General features: G+C 66.5%; 22 protein-coding genes. 8 read left to right on the forward strand and 14 right to left on the reverse strand.

All coding sequences use genetic code 11. The features are described 5' to 3' along the window. Positions 1 to 151: 151 nt before the first annotated feature. On the forward strand, positions 152 to 517 hold the full coding sequence (locus tag HNP52_RS08560; RefSeq protein WP_184165509.1) for a tetratricopeptide repeat protein: 366 nt from the start codon (positions 152 to 154) through the stop codon (positions 515 to 517). A 114-nt stretch (positions 518 to 631) separates the two neighbouring features. Here HNP52_RS08560 and dcd read toward each other — a convergent pair whose 3' ends face one another. Beyond that, a complete protein-coding gene (gene dcd, locus HNP52_RS08565) occupies positions 632 to 1,183 on the reverse strand; it encodes a dCTP deaminase (protein WP_184165512.1) in 552 nt (183 codons plus the stop codon). Positions 1,184 to 1,280: 97 nt separating this feature from the next. On the opposite strand from dcd, the gene HNP52_RS08570 reads away from it, so the two are divergent. Continuing rightward, the gene (locus tag HNP52_RS08570; RefSeq protein WP_184165515.1) at positions 1,281 to 3,827 is read left to right on the forward strand and encodes a glycosyl hydrolase 115 family protein; all 2,547 of its coding nucleotides are present in this window, start codon (positions 1,281 to 1,283) and stop codon (positions 3,825 to 3,827) included. Positions 3,828 to 4,104: 277 nt separating this feature from the next. On the opposite strand, the gene HNP52_RS08575 is transcribed toward HNP52_RS08570, so the two are convergent. Next, positions 4,105 to 4,473 carry a VOC family protein gene (locus HNP52_RS08575; protein WP_184165519.1) on the reverse strand — a complete coding sequence of 123 codons (369 nt, stop codon included), beginning with the start codon at positions 4,471 to 4,473 and terminating at the stop codon, positions 4,105 to 4,107. 146 nt (positions 4,474 to 4,619) lie between these two features. On the opposite strand from HNP52_RS08575, the gene HNP52_RS08580 reads away from it, so the two are divergent. From HNP52_RS08580 to HNP52_RS08590, 3 genes are read left to right on the forward strand one after another with little or no spacing between them, the layout of a single operon-like run. Beyond that, the gene (locus HNP52_RS08580; RefSeq protein WP_184165522.1) at positions 4,620 to 5,264 is read left to right on the forward strand and encodes a response regulator; all 645 of its coding nucleotides are present in this window, start codon (positions 4,620 to 4,622) and stop codon (positions 5,262 to 5,264) included. 56 nt (positions 5,265 to 5,320) lie between these two features. Continuing rightward, positions 5,321 to 5,878, forward strand: a complete 558-nt coding sequence (locus HNP52_RS08585) for a hypothetical protein (RefSeq protein WP_184165524.1) — start codon at positions 5,321 to 5,323, stop codon at positions 5,876 to 5,878. After that, complete coding sequence (locus tag HNP52_RS08590) at positions 5,878 to 6,711, forward strand: hypothetical protein (RefSeq protein ID WP_184165526.1); 834 nt, start codon at positions 5,878 to 5,880, stop codon at positions 6,709 to 6,711. Before HNP52_RS08585 ends, HNP52_RS08590 begins: the two co-directional genes overlap by 1 nt. Before the next feature lie 294 nt (positions 6,712 to 7,005). Here HNP52_RS08590 and HNP52_RS08595 read toward each other — a convergent pair whose 3' ends face one another. Genes HNP52_RS08595 through HNP52_RS08605 form a run of 3 tightly spaced genes read right to left on the reverse strand, consistent with a single transcriptional unit; the run spans position 7,006 to position 8,626 of the window. Further along, complete coding sequence (locus HNP52_RS08595; RefSeq protein WP_184165528.1) at positions 7,006 to 7,446, reverse strand: cytidine deaminase; 441 nt, start codon at positions 7,444 to 7,446, stop codon at positions 7,006 to 7,008. Then, positions 7,443 to 8,135 carry a GH25 family lysozyme gene (locus HNP52_RS08600; RefSeq protein WP_184165529.1) on the reverse strand — a complete coding sequence of 231 codons (693 nt, stop codon included), beginning with the start codon at positions 8,133 to 8,135 and terminating at the stop codon, positions 7,443 to 7,445. The genes HNP52_RS08595 and HNP52_RS08600 overlap by 4 nt, the downstream gene beginning before the upstream one ends. A 5-nt stretch (positions 8,136 to 8,140) precedes the next feature. Continuing rightward, positions 8,141 to 8,626: a UPF0262 family protein gene (locus HNP52_RS08605; protein ID WP_184165531.1), complete on the reverse strand. Its 486-nt coding sequence runs from the start codon at positions 8,624 to 8,626 to the stop codon at positions 8,141 to 8,143. An 83-nt stretch (positions 8,627 to 8,709) separates the two neighbouring features. Here HNP52_RS08605 and HNP52_RS08610 point away from each other — a divergent pair, with 83 nt between their 5' ends. The 3 genes from HNP52_RS08610 to HNP52_RS08620 all read left to right on the forward strand — a co-directional run bounded on the left by HNP52_RS08610 (position 8,710) and on the right by HNP52_RS08620 (position 14,410). Continuing rightward, positions 8,710 to 10,203, forward strand: a complete 1,494-nt coding sequence (locus HNP52_RS08610) for a replicative DNA helicase (protein WP_184165533.1) — start codon at positions 8,710 to 8,712, stop codon at positions 10,201 to 10,203. Positions 10,204 to 10,303: 100 nt separating this feature from the next. Further along, positions 10,304 to 12,781: a PAS domain-containing protein gene (locus HNP52_RS08615; RefSeq protein ID WP_260396028.1), complete on the forward strand. Its 2,478-nt coding sequence runs from the start codon at positions 10,304 to 10,306 to the stop codon at positions 12,779 to 12,781. Between the two features lie 189 nt (positions 12,782 to 12,970). Continuing rightward, positions 12,971 to 14,410, forward strand: coding sequence for a S41 family peptidase (locus HNP52_RS08620; protein WP_184165535.1), 1,440 nt, complete (start codon positions 12,971 to 12,973; stop codon positions 14,408 to 14,410). A 159-nt stretch (positions 14,411 to 14,569) separates the two neighbouring features. Here HNP52_RS08620 and HNP52_RS08625 read toward each other — a convergent pair whose 3' ends face one another. The 9 genes from HNP52_RS08625 to HNP52_RS08665 form a co-directional block, all read right to left on the reverse strand. Further along, positions 14,570 to 15,346: a phosphoadenylyl-sulfate reductase gene (locus tag HNP52_RS08625; RefSeq protein ID WP_184165538.1), complete on the reverse strand. Its 777-nt coding sequence runs from the start codon at positions 15,344 to 15,346 to the stop codon at positions 14,570 to 14,572. After that, a complete protein-coding gene (locus HNP52_RS08630) occupies positions 15,339 to 15,764 on the reverse strand; it encodes a DUF934 domain-containing protein (RefSeq protein ID WP_184165541.1) in 426 nt (141 codons plus the stop codon). The genes HNP52_RS08625 and HNP52_RS08630 overlap by 8 nt, the downstream gene beginning before the upstream one ends. Further along, positions 15,757 to 17,388: a nitrite/sulfite reductase gene (locus HNP52_RS08635; protein ID WP_184165544.1), complete on the reverse strand. Its 1,632-nt coding sequence runs from the start codon at positions 17,386 to 17,388 to the stop codon at positions 15,757 to 15,759. Before HNP52_RS08635 ends, HNP52_RS08630 begins: the two co-directional genes overlap by 8 nt. Before the next feature lies 1 nt (position 17,389). After that, entirely contained in the window at positions 17,390 to 17,686 is a 297-nt protein-coding gene (locus HNP52_RS08640; protein ID WP_184165547.1) for a DUF2849 domain-containing protein, read from the reverse strand. Further along, complete coding sequence (gene cobA / locus HNP52_RS08645) at positions 17,683 to 18,480, reverse strand: uroporphyrinogen-III C-methyltransferase (protein WP_184165550.1); 798 nt, start codon at positions 18,478 to 18,480, stop codon at positions 17,683 to 17,685. The genes HNP52_RS08640 and cobA overlap by 4 nt, the downstream gene beginning before the upstream one ends. A gap of 66 nt (positions 18,481 to 18,546) precedes the next feature. After that, positions 18,547 to 19,845: a cellulase family glycosylhydrolase gene (locus tag HNP52_RS08650; protein ID WP_184165552.1), complete on the reverse strand. Its 1,299-nt coding sequence runs from the start codon at positions 19,843 to 19,845 to the stop codon at positions 18,547 to 18,549. A gap of 154 nt (positions 19,846 to 19,999) precedes the next feature. After that, complete coding sequence (locus tag HNP52_RS08655) at positions 20,000 to 20,290, reverse strand: zf-TFIIB domain-containing protein (RefSeq protein WP_184165555.1); 291 nt, start codon at positions 20,288 to 20,290, stop codon at positions 20,000 to 20,002. A 5-nt stretch (positions 20,291 to 20,295) separates the two neighbouring features. Next, entirely contained in the window at positions 20,296 to 21,003 is a 708-nt protein-coding gene (locus HNP52_RS08660; RefSeq protein ID WP_311768428.1) for a Bax inhibitor-1/YccA family protein, read from the reverse strand. A gap of 229 nt (positions 21,004 to 21,232) precedes the next feature. Continuing rightward, the gene (locus HNP52_RS08665; RefSeq protein ID WP_184165558.1) at positions 21,233 to 21,595 is read right to left on the reverse strand and encodes a hypothetical protein; all 363 of its coding nucleotides are present in this window, start codon (positions 21,593 to 21,595) and stop codon (positions 21,233 to 21,235) included.

Consider the following 21,595-nt stretch of genomic DNA (forward strand, 5'->3'; position numbering starts at 1 on the left):
GAAAGGCGGTCCTTCGGGGCCGCCTTTTCTTTTGCCCGTATATCTACGGATCCACGCAAATGCGCTTGCAGGGCAGTCATGGAAGTGTAACACTATTGTCTTCAAAGAGTCATGGAAGTGTCTCCATGGCGTAACAGAAGGAGTAGGAGTTATGCGCATCGCGCTCATTGTCCTTGCAGCCGCCCCGTTCGCGCTCGCCGCGCTGCCCGCGCAGGCCCAGCGCCCGGACGGGGACCCCGTAGCAAGTACTGCCATCCAGCATGGCCAATATGCCCAGGCGGAGCGCCAGCTCACCGCCCAGCTGCGCCAGAATCCCGGCGCGCCGGAGCTTCTGCTCAACCTTGCCGCCATCTATGCCGAGACCGGCCGCGCCACCGAAGCCCGCGATCTCTATCGCCAGGTGCTCGCGCAGCGGAATTTCGAGATGGACCTGCCCGGTGACCGGCAGTCGACGTCCTATGCCGTCGCCAACAAGGGTCTCCAGCGCGTCAATGCGCTCCAGTTGACTTCGCGCTAAGGCGCGAACCAGGGTCGGCGGCCGCGCATCCCTCTCGCGCGGTCGACGGCGGCAGCCCAAGGGGCTGACAGGCGCCGGCCCATCCCGGCGCCTTCTCCATTTCAGGTCAGAAGCTTAGAGCCGGGGCAGAGTGACGCCGCGCTGGCCCATATATTTGCCTGCACGATCGGCATAGCTGGTCTCGCAGGGCTGATCGCCCTTGAGGAACAGGAACTGGCAGGCGCCTTCGTTCGCATAGATCTTGGCGGGCAGCGGCGTCGTGTTCGAGAATTCGAGCGTCACATGGCCTTCCCATTCGGGCTCGAGCGGGGTGACGTTCACGATGATCCCGCAGCGGGCATAGGTCGATTTGCCCAGGCAAATCACCAGCGTGTCGCGTGGGATGCGGAAATACTCCACCGTCCGGGCCAGCGCGAAGCTGTTGGGCGGGATGATGCAGACGTCGGTCTTGCGGTCGACGAAGCTGTTCGCCGCGAAGTCCTTGGGGTCCACCACCGCCGAATCGACATTGGTGAAAATCTTGAATTCGTCGGCGACGCGCGCGTCATAGCCATAGGAAGAGAGGCCGTAGCTGATGCAGCCCTCGCGGCGCTGCGCCTCGACAAAGGGCTCGATCATCCCGGTGGTTTGGGCCTGTTCGCGAATCCAGCGGTCTGAAAGGATCATGGGCCCGGTTTTGCCGGAAGCGGGCGGCGGGGCAAGTCCCTGTTGCCCGATTGCGATCGGGTGCGCATAACGCAGACAAATAGATACGGGAGAGGGTATGCGCGGATTGGTGGCGGCTGCACTGGCTGCGACGGTGGCTTCGATGCCGGCGCTGGCCTGCGAAGGCGCGGTGACGGTTTGCCCGACGGCTGCCGGGACGAGCTTTGCGTTGATCGCGGACGGCAAGCCCGCGACCGTGCTGGTCGATCCGGCCGCAGACCCGGCGGTGCGCCATGCCGCGAAGGGGTTCGCCGGCGATCTCGCGCGTGTGAGCGGCACCAGGGTCGCACCGCGGCTGGGAGAGGCTGGTGCAGCCGGCGCGGTGGTGATGATCGGTGTGCTCGGGCAGAGCCCGATGATCGATGCGCTGGTCCGCGACGGCAGGATCAAGGCGCAGGACATTGCCGGCGAGTGGGAGGCATTCCGCCAGATCGTGGTCGACAATCCCGCGCCGGGCGTGCCGCGCGCGTTGGTGATTGTCGGCTCGGATCGTCGTGGCGCGGTCTATGGCGCCTATGACCTGTCCGAGAAGATCGGCGTGTCGCCCTGGCACTGGTTCGCCGATGTGCCGGTCGCCAGGCGGGCCAATGTCTGGCTGACCGCCGGAGCACGGCGCGACCAGCCCCGGGTGCGTTATCGCGGCTTCTTCATCAACGACGAGGCGCCGGCCTTCTCCACCTGGGCGCAGAAGAAATTTGGCGGTGCGAATGCAAAGGCTTATGCCCATATCTTCGAGCTCGAACTCAGGCTGAAGGGCAACTATCTCTGGCCGGCGATGTGGGCACCGCGCGCCTTCAACGACGATGATCCGCAAAACAAGATCCTCGCCGACGAGATGGGCATCGTCATGGGCACCTCGCACCACGAGCCGATGACGCGCGCGCAGGACGAGTGGCACCGGAACACCGCCGGCGGGGTGACCGGGGGGAAGTGGGACTACACGACCAACGCCGCCAATCTGCGCGCCTTCTGGCGGGGCGGGATCGAGCGGATGATGTCGAAGGGGGACGGCAAGGGTTATGAGAGCCTGGTGACCGTCGGCATGCGCGGCGATGGCGACGAGCCGATGGCCGAGGGCACTGCGACCAGGCTGCTGGAGGGCATCGTCGCCGACCAGCGCGGGATCATCGCCGAGGTGACCGGCAAGCCGGCCGACAAGACGCCGCAGGTCTGGGCTCTCTACAAGGAAGTGCAGGATTATTACGACCATGGCATGCAGGTGCCCGACGATGTCATCCTGCTGTTCGCCGACGACAATTGGGGGCAGGTGCGTCGGCTTCCCGATCCCGGCAGCGCCCCGCGCAAGGGTGGGTACGGGGTCTATTACCACTTCGACTATGTAGGTGGTCCCCGCAACTACAAGTGGCTGAACACCAATCAGATCGAGAAGAGCTGGCAGCAGATGGACCTGGCCTGGCAGCGTGGGGCCAGGGCGTTGTGGATCGTCAATGTCGGCGATCTGAAGCCGATGGAATATCCGTTGAGCTTCTTCATGAAGCAGGCCTGGAACCCCGAAGCGATGACCCCGGAGGCGCTGGCCGCCTATCCCGCGCAATGGGCCGCGGAGCAGTTCGGGGCGGGGCGGGGCAAGGCGATCGGGGCGTTGCTGACCCGCTATTCCCAGCTGGCCGCGCGGCGGAAGCCGGAGCTGATCGATGCCGGGAGCTTTGGACCGGCGGAATTCGCGGCGATGATTGCCGAATGGGACCAGCTTGAAGCCGCGATGCTGGCCGAGAAATCGCGCGTCGCGCCGCAGGGGAGGGATTCGTACTTCCAGCTGGTCGAACACCCGATCGCGGCCATGGCGAACCTGTACCGGCTCTACCACGCGGTTGCCCGCAACCGCAGCCTCGCCGCCGCCAACGACCCGCGCGCCAACGGCTTCGCCGACCAGGCCGAGCAATTCTTCGCCCGCGACCAGCAGCTGAGCGACCGCTACCACGCGATCGCCGGCGGCAAATGGGACGGGATGATGCTCCAGACCCATATCGGCTACACCAACTGGCAGCAGCCCGAGAAGCAGGTGATGCCCGAAGTGAAGCGGGTGACCGGCGGCCCGCGCATCACCGCGATCGACCTGCACAAGGTCGAGACCGATGCCGCCGTGATCGAGGCGGGCGACTATGCCCGCGCAATCGGCGGCAAGGGGCTGGCCTGGCGCACGATCCCGCATCTGGGACGCACCAGGGGCGCGGTGCTGGCGCTGCCCCAGGGCCAGCCGGCAACGACGCCAGCGGACGGCGTGCGGCTGGAATATGCCGTCACCGCCCGCCAGCCGGGCCCGCTGGCGGTGCAACTGATCCTGGTGCCGACGCTCGGCACCGGCGCGGACGGCAAGCTGCGCATCGGCGTGTCGATCGACGATGGCCCGGTGCAGCTGCTGAGCGACCTGCTCACCCCGGCGCCCAACGCCGCCGACAGCCAGCCCAAGCGCGACTGGAACCGCGCGGTGGAGGACAATGCCCGTACGCTCACCGTGCGCTTCCCGGGCGTCGCCGCGGGCAGGCATGTGCTCAAGGTCTGGCGGATCGACGACAATGTCGTGCTCCAGCGGATCGTGGTGGGCACCGGCGAGCTGCCGGGGAGCTATCTGGGCGGGCGGTGAGGTTCGCCAACGAAGTCAAGGAGCGGCCGCGGTTGCACGTGGACTACGTGAACCAAGCAGGTGACATCCTACATTTCAAGAGTGCCGTATTGGTGGATTCTGCGGGGGTGACGGAGTGGGGCGGGCCGTGCCCAGCTGCCATGTCGTTCGTGCGGTTCCGGCGCCATCGACGGTGCGCCGAGGCTGGGCCCCGGCCTTCGCCGGGGAACTGAAGCGTTGCGTGTCGGAGGGCGCCGGCAGTCGAGGACCTGCTTTCCCGGCACGCAGGATCGCGGCCTTACCCCTGCACCACGTGCCACAGCTCGCCACAGGGGCCGAACACATAGGCGAGGGTGAGGCCCCAGGGCATCAGCGCGGGAGGCTTGGGCTCGGCGACGCCGAACTGGCCGGGCAGGTCGAGCGACTGGATATGCGCCCACCAGGCGTCGAGATCCTTGACGATGAGCTGCATCATGAAATTGTCGCCCCAGCCCTGATGATAATAGTCCTGGAGCAGGAAGCTGCCGGAATCGCAGGCGAAGCCGGCGACGCCGCCCGCTTCGAAGGTCAGCTCGAAGCCGAGTGCCTGGTAGAAGCGCTTGGAGAGGGCGAAATCCTTGCCGCCGGGGACGAAGGGGCGGATCGTGGTGGTGGCGAGAGTCGACATTCCAGTGCTTTCCCAGGTGAGGTCGGTTTGCCCAAGGGCTGGACATGCACCCTTCCGGACCAAGTTGCGATTGCATCCCCGACCCTTCGCGTAAAGCATGACAAGGCATGCATCGAGACCCGGTCTCGTGCGTGAAGGGGGCGCCTGTGAATATTACTGTCCTGTTTGGGAAGGAGCCCGATTCCTCCTTCTGGCCCGATCTGATTTCCGCGGGCGTGCCGGCATTGATGTGGATCCTCGGCATCGCGCTGCTGTGGGTGCTGCTCGGCCGCCCCAAGCTTGAGAATATCGTGCGGCGGATCAGCAAGGTTGGCGCCTTTGGGATCGAGCTGGAATTCCGGGAGGGCATCGAGGCCGCCGAGGCGGCGAAGGGCACTGGCGCGCCGACGACGGAGTCGAACCTGATAGCGCGCCGTTTGTTGGCGGCCGAACCAGTGTTGAAGAACGCCCGGCTGCTCTGGGTCGATGACGAGCCGTCCAATAATGATCTCGAAGCCGATGTGCTGCGGCGCGCTGGCGTGGACATTCTCACCGCGGTTTCGACGGAGGAGGCCGTGCGCTGGCTCGATGCCACCCGGATCGACCTCATCGTTTCGGACATGACGCGGGGAGAGGATCCCACTGCAGGCCTGAAGCTGCTCGACCTGGTCCGAGCACGGCGCCGGTCACCGCGACTGATCTTCTATGTCGGAATGGAGCGCCCCTGCCCGGAGGGCGCATTTGGCTGCACCGTCGAGCCGATCGAACTCATGCATCTGGTGATCGATGCGCTGAGCCGGGAGCGGAGCTGATGTATATCCAGCATTGCCTGAAGGGAATTGCCGGGGAAGGAAATGGGCACGCCGGGATGAGCTGGGACGAGGCCAAGATCAGGCTCTCCGGCCGGCACGGCATCACATCAAACTGGTGGCGCGGGAAGGGGACCATAACCGTCCAGGAGAAAGCAGATATCCTCAGCGAGGATAATCTCGATCGCCACCTGCACGATTATGAGAATTACGGCGACGAGACGCCCTTCATTTCGCTCACCGCCGGAGCCGTGTCGCGAGACTTACTGGCGCGCAGGAACCACGACTATAGCGCACTCGATACCGCGCTGCTGTTTGCCACGAACAACTGGCAACAGCCGGGCGCGATATTCCATTGCTGGGTGCCGGTGGCGCTCAACCCCTCGGTCGAAGTGGAATTCGTCGCAGAGGCGGTACGGGACCTGCTCACCTATCGCAGATGGTCGGACTATCAGCTCGAAGGCGAGCTCACCGCCAAGGTTCATATCCCGGCGTCGCAAATCTCGCATGTCGACTGGTGGGACGGGGGCATCAGCATGATGCGGCCGGCCGACACCTTCCAGAATACGCGCTATGTGCCTCCGGACGGCGTGCTCAACCTGAGGACCTGGTTCTGATGGAAACCTATGGCTTCGAGCCCGAGTTTCTCGAACGCAGGATAAGCTTCCTTACCAGCCGCGCCAGGGCGCATCAGGAGCTGGGCAGGGGGGAGCCGAGAACGCAGGGATATGCGGCAACGCTGCTGCGCGATGCCGCTGCCGTTGCGCTGATCGCAGGAGATGTGGAGAAAGCCCGCGGACTGTTCGGACAGGCGGGCGCAATGTTCGAGGCGCTGGGCATCCCGCACGGTCATCTCCTTCGGTTGCTCGCCGGGGAAGAGGGTGGCGAGGCGCTAGCCAAAGCCCGGTTCGATGCGGGATGGGCGCTGCACCGGGGGCAAGCGGCGGATCAGGCCGAGATCCAATTGCCGCCCGCGCTGCAGGTGCCAGTGCAGCGCCTGGCGCTGATACAGGCGCTATCCTTCGACAAGGAGCAGAACGGGCTGGAGCTTGCCGCGAGTTTGCGCGAGCGGGATGCGCTTGTTCCACAGCCGGCCGGCCCGAGCGGATTGCCCATCTCCGTGTATCTGCGGCTGCTCGATCGGCTCGAAGGTACGGAGGGCTGGGGCTATGAGGACCCGCATCCGGATGATCTGAGCCGATTGATCGCGCATCGGCTCGAGCAGGTGGAAGCGATGCAGGCCGATCGTTTCCATTGGGACCGCCTGCTTTCCCCCGCAGCGCTGCTCGATATCTCGACCGTCGTGCTCGGCATGATTGCCATCCGAAACGGGGGAACCATGTTCGAGGACCTGCCCCGGGACGAGATCGCCTGGCTGCCGATCCGGGCCGCGGAGATGCTGAGTGGGGGCAGGCCGGAACCGGAGCCGGAGTGGGAGCCGGCCTGGTAGGCTGTATCGACATTCAAAGGGTGCTCAGGGCCGCACGTCATTTTCCCGCGTTACCTCTCGTCATCCCCGCGCAGGCGGGGATCCAGAGCCAGGGATGGGGAACGAAGAGCTTGCCTTGCACTCTCCGGCACGCATGCGCCCGATTTCATCCCGCATCCCGAGCTACTCTGGATCCCCGCCTGCGCGGGGATGACGGGGAAGGAGGCGGGCCAACCCGCCGCCTACTCGACTGGGAGCAGCCGGTGACCAATCGCTTGCCGGGGAACCAAGAAAGGGCCGAATGTGGAACGCAGCCTAGGCCATGCCGAGGTCGCGCGGGCCGAACGCAGCCGGGAGCAGCTGGGAGAGCGTGTATTCGGCGATCTCGTCGCCGGTCGCGCCGCCGCAGAATACCGGCAGGTCGCGGCCGCCGAGCTGGGCGGCTTCGTTGATGATCTGGCGGCAGCGGCCGCAGGGGCTGACCGGTGCGGTGTCGGCATGGCCCATCCGGCCGCCGATCACGCCGATCGCGACGACGTCCTTGAGGCGGCCCTCGCTGCTGGTCCTGGCCAGTGCCACCGTTTCCGCGCAGAGCGACAGGCCGTAGCTCGCATTCTCGAAATTGGCGCCGGTGACGACGCTGCCGTCCGACAGCAGCACGGCGGCGCCGACCGCGAAGTTCGAATAGGGGGCATAGGCGTTCTTCGAGGCTTCGCGCGCGGCCTCGATCAGCGCCCTGGGGTTCACTTCGCTCATTTCGCCATCACATCCCAATTGACCGGTTTGCCCACGCCCTCGATCCGGCGGTGGCGGTTTGCCTGCCATATCGACCATGGCCGCGCGAAATACGAGGGGGGGAAGAAGCCCTGGCGGGCCCAGAGCAGGCGCGGGAAGGCGTCGCTAAGGCGATATTGATCTTCGAAGCGGCTCGAAACCAGCAGGATCGCCGGCTTGCCGATATGCGTCTCGACGTCATGCAGGAAGCGGCCGAGCTCGCCGATCACCACCTGACGCTCGGGTCGGGCGCGGCATTCGGCCTGGAAATCGATCTCCACCGCAGGCGGCAGCTGATCGTCCGAGCGCGGCACCGTGCTCATGAAATTGCCCGACTGGTCGGCGGCGAGCTGGCAGAGCGAATAGACGTGGAGCGCGCCGCGGCGGATGCCGGCCTCGAAGGTCCAGCGCCAATTCTCCGGGAAGCGCAGGTCGCGTGCCTGGGCGCCGCTGGTCGCGCGGATATAGGCGAAGTCGATGCCGGCCTTCTTGGCGGTCCACCATTCGATCGGGCCGGTTTCCTCCGACACGTCGACGCCCTGGACGGGGAAATCGGTGGGCGAGGGCCGCCAGCGCGAGGCGAACAGCCAGGCGCTCCAGCCGAGCAGGGCCAAAAGCAGAAGCGCCGGCACGACGAAGCGGAGCCGGCGCGCCAGAACGCGAATATGCACCGACCCTAACCTTTTATGTGGAGTACGCAGATCAGCGTGAACAGGCGGCGGGCAGTGTCGAAATCCACGTCGATCTTGCCTTCCAGCCGTTCCTTGAGCAGCGACGCCGCATCATTGTGTATGCCGCGCCGTGCCATGTCGACGGTTTCGATCTGGGCGGGCGTGGCGTTGCGAATCGCGGCATAATAGCTGTCGCAGATCGCGAAGTAATCGCGGATCGGGCGGCGGAATGCGGCGAGACCGAGGACAAGCGTCTCCTGTTGGGACCCGTCCTCGCGCTTGATCTCCAGCGCGAGCCGGCCCTCCTGCACCGCGAGGTGGAGCTTGTAGGGGCCGGCATAGCCGTCCGCCTGGTGGCGCTGGGGAGCGAAGTGATTGTCCTCGAGCAGATCGAAGATCGCGATCCGGCGCTCCTGCTCGATATCGGCCGAGCGCCACAATATCGTGCGCTCGTCGAGCGTGACGTCGATGATGCGCGGATCGGCGGCCATATCGGCCCTGCTTTGGGACCTATTACCGTTTTCCACAAGCTGTGCGGTTGCCGGAAACGCCGGGCGGTGCGCATAGGATGAGGATGGCGCAACCGATCCCCCTTCCGATTCCCGATTCTCCCGAAGGCCTGAGCCTGCCCGCGAACGTGGAGGCGGAAGCGGCGCTGCTCGGCGCGATGATGATCGACAACCGAGTCGCGGAAGACGTGCTGCAGAAGCTGCGCCCGGAGCATTTCTTCGAGCCGCTGCACGGGCGGATCTATGACGCGATCGCGACGATGGTGGGCGACAACCGGCTGGCGACGCCGGTGACGCTCAAGCCGCTGTTCGCGGCAGACCCGGCGATGAAGGAGCTGGGCGGCCCGGCCTATCTCGCGCAGCTGACCGGCAACCCGGCCAGCCTGATCGGCGCGCGCGCGTTCGCCGACCAGGTCTATGACCTGGCGGTGCTGCGCGCGCTGGTGGGCGTGGGGCGCCACCTGGTCGACAATGCGCTCGACACCAGCCAGGAGATCAATCCTGCCAAGCAGATCGAACAGGCCGAGCTAAAGCTTTACGAAGTCGCGGAAAAGGGCGGCGAGGATACGGGCGCCAAGAGTTTCAACCGCGCCGCGGTCACGGCGGTGCGGCATACCGAGCGGGCGATGAACTCGGGCGGCAGCGTCTCGGGCATCACCTCGGGCCTTACCGACTTCAACGCGATGACCGGCGGTCTCAACCGCTCCGACCTTCTGATCCTTGCCGGTCGACCGGGCATGGGCAAGACCTCGCTCGCCACCAACATGGCGTTCAACGCGGCCAAGCGGTACCTCGACGATATCGAGGCCGGGATCCCCGAGGAGAAGTCGATCGGCGCGCCGGTGGCGTTCTTCAGCCTCGAAATGTCGGCCGACCAGCTGGCGCTGCGTATCCTCTCCGAACAGTCCGAAGTGTCGTCGGAGAAGCTGCGTACCGGCAATATCTCCGGGCCTGAGTTCATGAAGTTCGCGCGGGCGGCGGGCGATCTCGAGCGGCTGCCGCTCTATATCGACGATACGCCGGGCCTGACGATCGCGGCGCTGCGTACGCGTGCGCGGCGTCTGAAGCGCCAGTACAAGATCGGCTTCGTCGTGGTCGACTATCTCCAGCTGCTCACCGGCTCGGCCAAGGCCTCGGGCGATGGACGCGTGCAGGAAATTTCGGAAATCAGCCGTGGTCTCAAGACTTTGGCGAAGGAACTTCATGTACCGGTGCTGGCGCTGTCGCAGCTCAGCCGCGCGGTGGAAAGCCGCGAGGACAAGCGCCCGCAGCTCTCCGACCTTCGTGAATCGGGCTCGATCGAGCAGGACGCCGATATCGTGCTGTTCGTGTACCGCGACGAATATTATCACGACTTCAAGGCGCCCAAGGTGCCCGACGGCAATTCGACGCCGGACGAGATCGCGAAATACCAGGCCTGGCAGGACCACCAGCTGCAGGTGGCGAACAAGGCGAGCGTGATCATCGCCAAGCAGCGTCACGGCGCGACCGGCACGGTCGACCTGCGCTTCGACCGCCAGTTCACCAAGTTCAGCGACCTGGCGCCGGGCGGGTATTGATGGTTTCGGCAGCGCATCGAAACCAAATCGCGCGCCAAGCGTCTAGCAGCTAGCGCCGCGCGTCCCGCGGCGTGGTGGAGAGAGCGGTTTCCCCGGGTCGATGACAGAAAACATGCCGGAAGGGCGCGAGCGGCAAAGGCTCGAGGCGCTCGCGGCCTATGACATATTGGATACCGAGCCCGAGGCGGCGTTCGACGAGATCGCGCGCCTGGCGGCGGACATTTGCGGCACGCCGATCGCGGTGGTGAACCTGGTCGGCGAGGGGCGGCAGTTCTTCAAGGCCGAAGTGGGGCTGGGCGTGCGCGAGACGCCGCTCGAGACCAGCTTCTGCGCGCATGCGATCCTGGAGGCGGATTTCCTCGAGGTGCCGGACGCGACGCGGGACGGGCGGTTCGACTGCAATCCGCTGGTGACCGGGGAGGCGCATCTGCGCTTCTATGCGGGGGCGCTGCTCAAGTCGGCGGAAGGCTGGCCGATCGGGACGCTCTGCGTGCTCGATACCGTGCCGAAGCAGCTGAGCGAGCTGCAGCAGCGCACGCTGAAGGTGCTGGCGCGCCAGGTGATGGCGCAGCTCGATGCGCGGCGGGAGCTCCGGCGGCGCGATGAGGCGGATCTGCGCTACCGCACGCTGTTCGATTCGATGGACGAGGGCTTCTGCGTCATCGAGTTCCTCGACGGGCCGCACGGGCCGCTGAGCGACTATGTCCATGTCGAGGCCAACGCCGCCTATGCGCGCCACGCCGGCATCCCCAATGTCGTGGGGCAGAAGGTGCGCGAGATGGTGCCCGACGAGGCGGGCGACTGGGTGGCGCGCTACGGCGAGGTGCTGCGCAGCGGCGAGCCGATCCGCTTCGAGCGCGAGCTGGAGGCGACGCGGCGCTATCTGTCGCTCTCCGCCTTCCGGATCGAGCCGGCGAGCCGCAAGCAGGTGGCGGTGCTGTTCGAGGACGTGACCGAGCGGCGGCGGGCCGAGATCGATCTCCAGCGGCTCAACGAGACGCTGGAGGCCCGCGTCGCCGATGCGCTGGCCGAGCGGCGGGTGCTCGCGGACGTGGTCGAGGGCACCGCGGCGTTCATCCAGGTGGTCGACATGGACCGGCGCTGGGTGGCGATCAACGGCGCGGCGGCGCGCGAGTTCGAGGCGGTGTTCGGCGTCTACTCGCGGGTGGGCGACCGGATGGCCGACCTGGTGGTCAACCATGCCGCGCTGCGCGCATCGGTCGATGCGCTCTGGTCGCGGGCGCTGGCGGGCGAGAGCTTCACCGAGATCGTCGAGACCGGGCAGGGCAGCGACGAGGAGCATTTCTACGAAGTGCGCTTCAGCCCGCTGCACGATGCCGCGGGCAAGCAGATCGGCGCCTATCAGTTCGCCTATGACGTGACCGACCGGCTGCAGGAACAGACCCGGCTGCGCAATGCCGAGGAAGCGCTGCGCCAGGCGCAGAAGATGGAAGCGGTCGGCCAGCTGACCGGCGGGATCGCGCACGACTTCAACAACCTGCTCGCCGGCATCTCGGGCGCGTTCGAGATGATCGGGACGCGGCTGTCGCAAGGGCGCAGCCGCGACGTCGACAAATACCTGACCGCCGGCCAGGGCGCGACGCGGCGCGCGGCGGCGCTGACGCATCGGTTGCTGGCATTCTCGCGCCGGCAGACGCTGTCGCCCAAGGCCGTGGTGATCAACCGGCTGCTCGCCGACCTGGTCGAGCTGGTCCAGCGCACGGTGGGCCCGGCGATCGAAGTCGAGACGATCGCGGCGGGCGGGCTGTGGCCGACCCTGGTCGATGCGAACCAGCTCGAGAATGCGATCCTCAACCTGTGCATCAACGCGCGCGACGCGATGCCGGGCGGCGGCAAGATCACGATCGAGACGGGCAACAAGTGGCTCGACCACCGCACCGCGCGCGAGCGCGGGCTCGATCCGGGGCAATATGTGACGGTGTGCGTGAGCGACACCGGCGTCGGCATCCCGCGCGACATCCTCGACCGGGTGTTCGATCCCTTCTTCACCACCAAGCCGCTGGGCGAGGGCACGGGGCTGGGCCTGTCGATGGTCTATGGCTTCGCGCGGCAGAGCCATGGCCATGTGCGGATCTATTCCGAACTCGACCAGGGTACGATGGTGTGCATCTACCTGCCGCGCCACCTGGGCGAGGAAGATGCGCCCGCGCCCGAACTGGGCGGCGGCGCGGTGGCGCGCAGCCATGCCGGCGAGACCGTGCTGGTGGTCGACGACGAGCCGACCGTGCGGATGCTGATCGTCGATGCGCTGGGCGAGCTCGGCTATTCCTGCATCGAGGCCGCCGACGGACCGGCGGGGCTGCGGCTGCTGGAGGGGGCGGAGCGGATCGACCTGATGATCACCGATGTCGGCCTGCCGGGCGGGCTCAACGGCCGCCAGGTGGCCGACGCGGCGCGGGTGGCGCGGCCGGAACTCAAGGTGCTGTTCGTCACCGGCTATGCCGAGAATGCCGTACTCAACCACGGCCATATCGAGCATGGCATGGAAGTGCTGACCAAGCCCTTCGCAGTGGACGACCTGACCAACCGGGTCGAGCGGATCATGCGCGAGCGCTAGACGGGCATAGGCGCGTCGCGTTCTGCCGCGGCCAGGACTGTTGCGACGTCGTTCGAGAGGTTTGGCCGCTCCAACCCACTGCGCCGGGACTGGGCCCCGGCCTTCGCCGGGGAACTAAGTCGGCGAAGATCTGCCTTGAGTTGAGATATTCTGTCGACGCGGTTCGATACGCCGGCGTATCAAACGGTCATGTTCCTCGCACTTGCTCTTGCGGCCGCCTGCCCGGCGGGCCAGCTCACGCCCGAACAGGCGCGGGAGGATCTCGAACTGGCGATCTCCGCGGCCGAGGCGGGGCTTCCCGACATCTATTGGCGGCAAAGGCCCGAGGACTGGGCGCGGCGCAAGGCGGTGGCGCGCGCGGAAGCGGCCAAAGCGACGAACGAGGAAGAACTGTTTCGGGCGCTCAGCCCGTTGTTGCGCGGGATCGGCGAAGGCCATCTCTCGGTCGCGCGCAGCGAGGGGATGAACTGTCGCTACCGCGAGTCCGCGCGGCTGTTTCCGCTCGACCTGTTCTGGGGCGAGTACAATCCCTCGGTGATCGCCGGCTATGGCGAGGCGGCGGACATCCCGCCGGGCACCGAGCTGCGGTGGCTGAACGGTGCCTCGGACCATGACATGGTCAGCGAGATGATGACCGTCAGTCCGCACGACGGCGACATCCGCACCGGCGTGATGCGCGACCGGGAGGGGCGCGGCTATGCGGTGGCGCGGTGGTGGCTGCGCGGCAACGAGCCCGACTATCTGGTGGAGCTCAAACTGCCCGACGGCAAGATGATGACGCGGCGGCTGAAGCCGGTGCCGGTCAGCGCCCGCCCGGCGCCGCCGGCGGATCCCGATCCGGTGGCGACGCTGAGCTGGGTCAATGCCGATACCGCCTATCTCTACGTCCCGACGTTCAGCAACAAGCGCTACCGGGCGGCGGGAGCGGACTATCGCAAGACGATCCAGGCGATCTTCGAGCAGCTTGCCGCGCACGGCGCGAAGAAGCTGATCCTCGACCTGCGCGACAATGGCGGCGGATCGGAGCCGAACGAGAGCATCCTCTTCTCCTATCTGGTGGAGGAGCCGTTCCAGAAATACGCGTCGGTCCGCTCGCGGCCGAACAAGCTTCGGGTGACCAGCCTGTCAGGCAAGGTGTTCGAGCAGGAAATCTACGACGCGGACGAGCTGAAGACCGTGGCGGCGGCGCCCAACGGCGACCTGCTGCGCACCAACGCGCCGCCCGAGGGGCTGATGACGCGCTGGGAAAAGGCCAGCCCGGTCTACAAGGGGCAGCTGGCGGTGCTGGCGGGTGGGTATACCTTCTCGGGCGGGGCGGAGCTGGCATCGATGCTGCGCGCGACCAATCGCGGGCTGTTCGTAGGCGAGGAAGTGGGCGGCACGCATGGCGGCAACACCAGCGGCTATAAATGGGAGATCACCCTGCCCAATTCGGGGATGGAGATCGGCATCCCGCTGCTCGCCTTCCGCTTCACCTGGAAGGAGAGCCCGGAAAATCATGGGCTGTGGCCGCAATGCCTGGTTCCGCCGCGGATAGGCGAGGTGCGGGTGACGAAGGATGCTGCGTATGATGTGGCGCTGCGCGCGCTGGACAAAGGGTGGACGGTGTCTGCCTCTCCTGGCTGCTAGGGGTATTTCTGCATCAAGGATAAGCTGCTGACCTAGTCGTTCCCCGGCGAAAGCCGGGGCCCAGGGCCACGAGCGATACGGCAGAGAAACCCTGGGCCCCGGCTTTCGCCGGGGAGCGGAAAGGGCTGAATGTCGCCGGCCCCTATCGGCCCGACCCTATCAGAAGCTCGGCTGGTTGGGGTCGCCGTCTTCCACCGGCGTGTGGATGCCGCACTCGGTCTTGTCCCAGCCGCGCCAGCGGCCCGAGCGGGGGTCTTCGCCCGGCTTGACCACGCTGGTGCAGGGCGCGCAGCCGATCGAGAGATAGCCCTGCGCCTCCAGCGGATGGCGGGGCAGGTCGTGCGCCTCGAAATAGGCCTCGATGTCCTGCTTGGTCCAGCTGGCCAGCGGATTGAACTTCATCCGGTCCCCGTCGAGCTCGAAGCGGGGCAGGGCGTTGCGGGTGGAGGCCTGGAACGCCTTGCGGCCGGTGATGCTGGCATCGAAGCCGGCCAGCGCCTTCTCGAGCGGGATCACCTTGCGGATCTCGCAGCAGCCGTCCGGATCATAGGACCAGCGCAGGCCGGTGGCGTCGCGCTTCTCGATCGTCTCGGCATCGGGCGCGATGATCTGGAGGTTCTTCAGGCCGATGAAGTCCGCGAGCTGCTGCACATAGGCCAGCGTCTCGGGGAAATGCTTGCCGGTATCGAGGAAGATGACCGGGGTGTTGGGATCGGCCTGGGCGACGAGATGGAGCAGGGCCGCGCTTTCGGCGCCGAAGGACGAGACGAGCGCGACGTCGCCGAGCATGTGGTTGCCCAGCACCTCGCGCAGCATCTCGGGCGTGTCGGTGCCACGGAACAGGTTGTTCAGGCGGATCGCGTCGGCCGCCGTCCAGCGCGGGGCGACATCGATACGGTCGATCTCCCGGTCCACCTTGCGCGCGGCCTCAGCCATGCCGGCGTTTCCATACCGGCACCGCCGGATCGGCGGCGGCCTGGTAATGGAACTCGTAGCGGGCGAGGCTGGCGGCGAGCACGGCTTCATCGACCGGCGCCTCGGGCGCGAAGCTGTCGAAGCCGCAGCGGCGCATCAGCGGGATCTGGTCGACCAGCACATCGCCCTGGGCGCGCAGCTCGCCCTGATAGCCCGCCTCGCGCAGGATGCGGCCGGTGGAATAGCCGCGGCCGTCGCGGAACTTGGGGAAGCTCACTTCGACCAGCGCGATGCGATCGAGATAGGGAAGGAGGACGCGGGCGTCCTCGCCGCTCTCGATGCGGACGGCGGTGGCGTTGGACTGGCCGAGGAACGCGTCGAGCGTGACCGCGGGCTCCTCATGCGCCTCGTCGTCGCGGTAGCGCAGCAGATCACCCATAAATCGCCTCCTTGAACGGGGCCATGCCGAGGCGGCGATAGGTGTCGAGGAAGCGCTCGCCGTCCTCGCGCTGGGCGAGATAGACGTTGGTGGCCTTCTCGATCGCGTCGACGATGCCGTCCTCGCTGAAGCCGGGGCCGGTGATCGTGCCGAGCGACACGTCCTCCGCACCCGAGCCGCCGAGCAGCAGCTGGTAGTTCTCGACGCCCTTACGATCGACACCGAGGATGCCGATGTGACCGGCATGGTGGTGGCCGCAGGCATTGATGCAGCCGCTGATCTTGAGCTTCAGTTCGCCGAGCTCGCGCTGGCGGCCGATGTCCGAGAAGCGCGTTGCGATCTTCTGCGCGAGCGGGATCGAGCGGGCGTTTGCCAGGCTGCAATAGTCGAGGCCCGGGCAGGCGATGATGTCGCTGATCAGGTCGAGATTGGCCTCGGCCAGCCCGGCGTCGCGCAGCTGCTGCCAGAGCGCGTAGAGATCGGCCTTGCGGACATGCGGCAGCACGATGTTCTGGGCGTGGGTGACGCGCAGCTCGTCGAAGCTGTGGGCCTTGGCGAGATCGGCCATCAGGTCGATCTGGTCGGCGGTGGCGTCGCCGGGAATGCCGCCGATCGGCTTCAGGCTGATCGTGACGACCGCATAGCCCGGCTGCTTGTGCGCCGAGACATTCTGGTCGAGCCAGACGGCGAAATCGGGATCGCTGCGATCGAGTGTGTCGGGCGCGTCCGCGTCATAGGCGGGCGGGGCGAAATGGGCGGCGATGCGGTCGAACTCTGCCCTGGGCGGATCGATGCCGAGCGCCTTGACCGCGGCGAACTCCTCCTCGACCTCGGCGGCGTATTTGTCCGCGCCGAGCTCGTGGATCAGGATCTTGATCCGCGCCTTGTACATGTTGTCGCGGCGACCGTAGCGATTGTAGACGCGCAGGCAGGCCTCGAGATAGCTGACGAAATCGTCGAAGGGCACGAAGTCCTTGATCAGCGGGGCGATCATCGGGGTGCGGCCCATGCCGCCGCCGACATAGATCGCGGCACCGAGCTGGCCGTCCTTCTCGACGATCTGGATGCCGATGTCGTGCAGGCGCATCGCCGCGCGGTCTTCCTCGGCGGCGATCACGCAGATCTTGAACTTGCGCGGCAGGTAGCTGAACTCGGGATGGAAGGTGCTCCACTGGCGCAGCAGCTCGGCCCAGGGGCGCGGATCGGTCAGCTCGTCGGCGGCGGCGCCGGCGAACTGGTCCGACGAGATGTTGCGGATGCAGTTGCCGCTGGTCTGGATGGCATGCATCTCGACCGTGGCCAGCTCGGCGAGGATGTCGGGCGCGTCCTCGAGCTTGATCCAGTTATACTGGAGGTTCTGGCGGGTGGTGAAATGGCCATAGCCGCGATCGTACTTGCGGGCGATGTGCGCCAGCATGTGCATCTGGCGGCTGTCGAGCGTGCCATAGGGCACCGCGACGCGCAGCATGTACGCATGGAGCTGGAGATAGAGGCCGTTCATCAGCCGCAGCGGCTTGAACTGGTCCTCGGTGATCTGGCCGGCAAGGCGGCGGTTCACCTGGTCGCGGAATTCCTCGACGCGCGCGGCGACGATGGAATGGTCATATTCGTCGTATTTGTACATGTCAGATCACCCAGCTGCCGGCGTTCGGGTCGGCGGGCTTGAGGGTCAGGTCCGGGCGGACGGTGGGGCCGAGCGCGCGGATGCGGTCCTTGATGTGCGCGGGGCGCGGGCCCTCCGGCGTAAGGGTCGCGTCGATCACATAGGGGCCGTTGACGCGGCGCGCACCTTCCTCGGCATGGGCGATCGCCTCGCCCTGGTCGCCGACATCGACGGCGTCCTCGACATGGCGCGACCAGCCGGCGCCGGTCCACCAGGTGACGTCGCCGCTGGCGAGGTCGTTGCCGGTGAGGAGTTTCATGCCCCAAGTCCTTCCAGGCTCTCCGCCGCCTTGGCCCAGTTGGCGAGCTTGTCCTGGGCGTCGGCCAGCATGACGACTTCGCCGACGATGATGATCGCGGGGCTCTTGACCTTCTCGCGGCTCACCATGGGCCCAAGGTCGGCGAGGATGGTGCGCAGCGCGCGGCTGCCCTCGAGCGTGCCGCGCTCGAGCACGGCGACGGGCATGTCGGGCGAGACGCCGTCGTTCATCAGCTTCTCGCTGATGTCCGGGCAGGTGGCGACGCCCATGTAGATCACCAGCGTGCGACCCTTGCCGGCGAGGCCGGACCAGTCCTGCTCGGACAGGCCCTTGCACTGGCCGGCGACGAAGCTGACCGCGCTCGACCAGTCGCGGTGGGTGAGCGGCAGGTTGACCTCGGCGGCGGCGCCGAGCGCGGCGGAGATGCCGGGGATGACTTCCACGGGAAGCCCGGCGGCGCGCACGGCTTCGACTTCCTCGCCGCCGCGGCCGAAGATGAACGGGTCGCCACCCTTGAGACGCACGACGATCGCGCCGGTCTTCACATGCGCGACGATCAGCGCGTTGATCGCGTCCTGCGGCACGGTGTGCTTCGAGCGCGACTTGGCGACCGAGATGCGGTGCGCCTGGGGGGCGAGATCGAGGACGCGGGGATCGACGAGGCCGTCATGGACGAGCACGTCCGCCTGCCTGAGCGCCTCGACGGCACGCACGGTGAGCAGGCCCGGATCGCCCGGGCCGGCACCAACGAGAATCACGCGCCCGCGCGCGGTGGGATCGAGAAGGGTCGCCATCAGTGGCAGATGCGCCCCGCCACCCTTTGCTTCAACTGACGCTTGCTTGGCCGTGGCCTAGCCAAACTATACCGCGGCAAGGGCTTTCGCATGGGCGGCCACCACCGCCCGCGTGCTCGCGTCGCTGTCGAACACGCCGTACCAGCCCTGGGGCTCGTGCGGCGGGTCGCCGAGCCAGGCGGTGTCGCCTGGGCGGAAGCGGTGGTCGCCGTGGACCGGGCGGCCTTCGCCGTTCCAGGCCCAGAAGTTCGAGCCGGCGATGATCCCCGGATTGGCCTCCACCGCGTCGTAGATCAGCTTGTAATAGCCGTCCTTGAAACTGGTCGCGCTCTCCGGATCATAGCCGCCGCCGTCGCGGGGATAGCCGAATTCCTCGATCACCAGCGGCTTGCCCATGTCGGTGGCGAGGGCGATGTGCTGGGCGATATAGTCGCGCACCCTGGCGAAGCTGGCGTCGTTGGTGCCGGCAATGTTCTTCGCATCGACCCAGCCCCAGTTGAGCGGCCAGATATGCGCGGTGAGATAGTCGATCTCGGGGAAGGCATGCGCGGCCTTGTAGACATCGGCGCGCTCGACCGAGCCCTTGAGTCCCTCGCTGCCGGTGGAGACCATGTGCTTGGGCGAGAGCGACTTGATGAGCTTCGCGGTGCCCTGGATCCAGCCATTATATGCAGCGAGGAAAGGCTCGGCGGATTTGGGGCTGCCGCACGGGCGCGGTTCGTTGGCGAGCTGCCAGGCCATGATCGTGGGGTCGCCGGCATGGCGCTTCACGGTGGCGCGGACATAGTCGTGGAACAGGGCGACGGCTTCGCTGCTCGCATAGAACTGCGCGGTCATGTCCGGGAATTCCGGCCAGGGATGCGCGGGGTCGTTCATGTCGAGATACTTCCCGCCATTCACCCAGGACAGGTAGGTCATCATCCCGCCCGACCATTCCCAGAAATTGGTGAGGTAGAGCACGGCCTTGATGTCGCGCTTGCCCATCTCAGCGAGCGCATAGGCTAGGCCATCGACCAGCGCCGGGTTCCAGGCGCTACCCCTGGTGCGGAAGGCGGGCTTCACCGAGTTTTTGAGCGGCGAATCCTCGGCCGAGGCGGCGACGCGGAGGTTGCGCACGCCGATGCCGGCCAGCGTGTCGAGCTCGCGGCGGAGGCGGTCGCGATTGCCCCAGGGCGCGTCGGCACCCAGCCAGGCGGCGTACCACATGTTGCTGCCGGCAAAGCGATAGGGCTTGCCTCTGAGGAACAGGCCGGTGCCCTTGCGGGTGACGAAGTCGCCGGGGGCGCTTGCGGTGGCGGGAAGGGGGAGTGCGGCGGCGCCAAGCGCGGCGGCGGTCGATCCGAGCACGGACCTGCGGGTAATCATGGTCTTCCTCCCCTGTTAGCGATCACATGATAGCCAGTGTGGCGCGGGGAGGAAGTGGGGTTGGACGGGGCGCGACCCTCGCAGGTGAGGGGGTGGAAGGGCCGCGCTCCCGTCCGCCCGTGTGACTGCGCCGTGCACACGGGCTGGGAAAGGATCAGTCGAACAGTTCCTCGAGGAACGACTTGCGGCGCTTCGGCGGATATTTCCCGCCGCCATGGCCGTAGCCGCCACGATCATCGTAGCGCGGGCGCTCTTCGCGATATTGCGGCTGCGGCGCCTGGGCCTGAACGGGCGCCGCCGAAACGGCACTCCGCTCGATGATCTTGTCGAGCTCGCCGCGATCGAGCCATACGCCGCGGCAGCTGGGGCAATGGTCGATCTCGATCCCCGAGCGCTCGACCGGCACCAGCACGGTGCCGTCGACGGGGCAGGTGAAGCTGGCCATGCCGGTTACTCCTTCTCGCCCACCAGGTTCAGCAGCAGCTGGAACATGTTGATCAGGTTCAGGTAGAGCGACAGCGCGCCCATGATCGCCAGCTTGTCGGCGGCTTCGCTGCGGCCGTAATAGGCATATTCGCTCTTCAGACGCTGCGTGTCCCAGGCGGTGAGGCCGGCGAATACGCCGATACCTACGATCGAGAGCAGGGTCTGCAGCATCGTCGAGCCGATGAAGACGTTGACGATGCTCACCAGCACCACCGCGATCAGGCCGACGAACAGGAAGGTGCCCATGCCGGTCAGGTCACGCTTGGTGGTGTAGCCGAACAGGCTCAGCGCCAGGAACATCGCGGCGGCGGCGAAGAAGGCCATGGCGATGCTCTGCCCGGTGAAGACCAGGAAGATGCTTGCCATCGACACGCCCATCACGCCGGCAAAGGCGAAGAAGGCGGTGCGGGCGCCGGCGGTGCTCATCCGCTCGATGCGGAACTGGAAGAAGAAGATGAAGGCGAGGGGCGCGAACATCGCCACCCACTTGAGCGGCGTGCCGAAGATCAGCGCGACCAGCGCCGGCGTGTTCGCCACGGCGAGCGCGACGAGGCCGGTGATCGCCAGACCGATCCCCATGTTGCGATAGATGCCCAGCATGTGCTGGCGCAGTCCCTCGTCAAAGCGCGCCGCGGCAGCGCCGGTGCGGGGGATCTGGTAAAGAGGGTTCACGTGCGAAAACTCCAATCGAAGCAAGTTCGATCGAGCGGCACCCGGCTCAGGCTTGGTGGGGAGGGAAGGGGGAGTACCGTCCAAACCTGCACCGAGCGCGCTCGATGCGGTCCGACATCACGAGGGCTTTGAAAGCCCTCGCCAGAGGGGCCCGGTCCGCAAGGGATAATCTAGGGGGCGGTTATGGCCGCTTCAACGACGCGACGGTAACAAAGTGTTGCTGGTGCGGTCAGCTGATGATGTTGCCGTTCCCGTCGTAGCATTCGCCCTCGTCACCCTGCACCCGCGCGCCGAAGTGCTGTGCGATATGCCACATTTTCGGAAACAGTTCGGCGTCCGGATTCTTGACGTCAATGCGTCCGCGGAAATGATGGAACCATCGCGGATCGTTATCGGCGGACGGGCGGGTCCAAAGGGTCAGCCCTGGTGCCTCGATCCGTATGGTCTCTCCCGAGCCCGACACCGTTTCGGCAAAACCGTCGATACGCATCTGCGGATCGCCGGCGACATAGGCCTGCCACTCTTCGAACGAAATATCATGGCCCTCATCGGACCAGTCTTCTCGACGCGTGATGTGGAGATCGTACCCCAT

The sequence above is a fragment of the Sphingomonas kyeonggiensis genome (assembly GCF_014204495.1).
Lineage (GTDB): Bacteria > Pseudomonadota > Alphaproteobacteria > Sphingomonadales > Sphingomonadaceae > Sphingomonas > Sphingomonas kyeonggiensis_A.

Coding starts and splice junctions, on each gene's coding strand:
- cobA (WP_184165550.1), bottom strand. CDS start 18,480: ATGGCGACCCTTCTCGATCCCACCGCGCGCGGGCGCGTGATTCTCGTT.
- HNP52_RS08610 (WP_184165533.1), top strand. CDS start 8,710: ATGGCGCAACCGATCCCCCTTCCGATTCCCGATTCTCCCGAAGGCCTG.
- HNP52_RS08630 (WP_184165541.1), bottom strand. CDS start 15,764: ATGGGTGATCTGCTGCGCTACCGCGACGACGAGGCGCATGAGGAGCCC.
- HNP52_RS08635 (WP_184165544.1), bottom strand. CDS start 17,388: ATGTACAAATACGACGAATATGACCATTCCATCGTCGCCGCGCGCGTC.
- HNP52_RS08560 (WP_184165509.1), top strand. CDS start 152: ATGCGCATCGCGCTCATTGTCCTTGCAGCCGCCCCGTTCGCGCTCGCC.
- HNP52_RS08625 (WP_184165538.1), bottom strand. CDS start 15,346: ATGGCTGAGGCCGCGCGCAAGGTGGACCGGGAGATCGACCGTATCGAT.
- HNP52_RS08650 (WP_184165552.1), bottom strand. CDS start 19,845: ATGATTACCCGCAGGTCCGTGCTCGGATCGACCGCCGCCGCGCTTGGC.
- HNP52_RS08615 (WP_260396028.1), top strand. CDS start 10,304: ATGACAGAAAACATGCCGGAAGGGCGCGAGCGGCAAAGGCTCGAGGCG.
- dcd (WP_184165512.1), bottom strand. CDS start 1,183: ATGATCCTTTCAGACCGCTGGATTCGCGAACAGGCCCAAACCACCGGG.
- HNP52_RS08620 (WP_184165535.1), top strand. CDS start 12,971: ATGTTCCTCGCACTTGCTCTTGCGGCCGCCTGCCCGGCGGGCCAGCTC.
- HNP52_RS08640 (WP_184165547.1), bottom strand. CDS start 17,686: ATGAAACTCCTCACCGGCAACGACCTCGCCAGCGGCGACGTCACCTGG.
- HNP52_RS08655 (WP_184165555.1), bottom strand. CDS start 20,290: ATGGCCAGCTTCACCTGCCCCGTCGACGGCACCGTGCTGGTGCCGGTC.
- HNP52_RS08605 (WP_184165531.1), bottom strand. CDS start 8,626: ATGGCCGCCGATCCGCGCATCATCGACGTCACGCTCGACGAGCGCACG.
- HNP52_RS08595 (WP_184165528.1), bottom strand. CDS start 7,446: ATGAGCGAAGTGAACCCCAGGGCGCTGATCGAGGCCGCGCGCGAAGCC.
- HNP52_RS08665 (WP_184165558.1), bottom strand. CDS start 21,595: ATGGGGTACGATCTCCACATCACGCGTCGAGAAGACTGGTCCGATGAG.
- HNP52_RS08585 (WP_184165524.1), top strand. CDS start 5,321: ATGAGCTGGGACGAGGCCAAGATCAGGCTCTCCGGCCGGCACGGCATC.
- HNP52_RS08590 (WP_184165526.1), top strand. CDS start 5,878: ATGGAAACCTATGGCTTCGAGCCCGAGTTTCTCGAACGCAGGATAAGC.
- HNP52_RS08570 (WP_184165515.1), top strand. CDS start 1,281: ATGCGCGGATTGGTGGCGGCTGCACTGGCTGCGACGGTGGCTTCGATG.
- HNP52_RS08575 (WP_184165519.1), bottom strand. CDS start 4,473: ATGTCGACTCTCGCCACCACCACGATCCGCCCCTTCGTCCCCGGCGGC.